Raw genomic sequence first — 1,104 nt, 5'->3', positions numbered from 1 at the left:
AATCCACCAAACCACCCCACCGCAACGGCACCTCCAAACCCACCACCCGACCCAAACCCCACACCGCAGCACCCGCGACATCGGCCAGCTCGTCGGATCCGCCGACCGACACCGCCCCACGCGTCAGCCACCACAGCCGGCCCGCCCCGCCGACGTCGGTCAGCGCCTGCGCCACGACCAGTGCCGTCGTCACCTCGACGGCGGCCGGCACGGCGGCCGGCTCCCGGGAAGTGGACGGCTCCCGGGGATCGGCCAGCGACAGCAGGGACACCACGTGCGCGTCCCGGTCGTCGGATCCCATCGCCTCCCGCAGCAGCCGCGCCACCCGGTCCCGGTCAGCGCCGGCCGGGACCAGCACCGGTACCGCACGGTCGGCACGGGCCGCCAGCTCCACGGCCACCGGGTGGTCCTGCTGCCCGGGCGCCATCAGCAGCAGCCAGGTACCCGCCAGCGTCGCCGAAGAGGGCACGTCGGCCGTACGCCACGTCGCCCGGTACCGCCAGGAGTCGACGGCGGCCCGCTGCTGGGTCGCCCGCCGCCACCGGGCGAGCTTCGGCAGCAGCGCCGTGGAGGGCTCGTCCGCGCCCAGTTCGTCGTCCAGCACGCCGAGGTCACCGGACTCGACCGCCGCCCAGAACTGCTCGTCGGACGGGGTGGCGGCAGCACCCGCGGCGGGCGAGGCCGGCCGGGGATCCTCCAGCCAGTAGCGCTGCCGGTCGAAGGCGTACGTGGGCAGCTCCACCACGCGTGGCCGGGCGCCGGTCTGGCCGTGGTACGCCGTCCAGTCGACCGGCACGCCGGCGGCCCAGAGCTGCCCGACGGCGCTGGTGAGGGTGGTGACGTCGGACTGGTTGCGGCGCAGCGTGGCCACGTACCGGACGTCGTCGGCCGCCTCCGCCTCGGCGGCCATGGCGGTGAGGACCGCGTCGGGGCCGACCTCCAGGAACGTGTCCACGCCCTGCTCCCGCAGAGCCGCCACCCCGTCGGCGAACCGCACCGCCTGCCGCACATGCCGCACCCAGTAGGTGGGATCGGTGATCTCTTCTGCGTCCGCCACCGCACCCGTCACGTTCGACACCATCGGCACCCGCGGCGACTGCCAGT

Annotated in this window: 1 protein-coding gene; it reads right to left on the bottom strand. The window is 74.9% G+C overall.

Translation table 11 applies throughout. From position 1 onward, the window contains the following. Positions 1-1,069: SpnB-like Rossmann fold domain-containing protein (locus AC5L34_RS29475; RefSeq protein WP_494827917.1), on the bottom strand; the 1,069-nt coding region annotated here is incomplete at its 3' end. Between the last annotated feature and the right edge of the window lie 35 nt (positions 1,070-1,104).

The organism is Micromonospora sp. ZG13 (genome assembly GCF_059359355.1).
The sequence above is the reverse complement of the archived record's forward strand: the minus strand, read 5'-3'. Positions and strand labels throughout refer to the sequence as shown.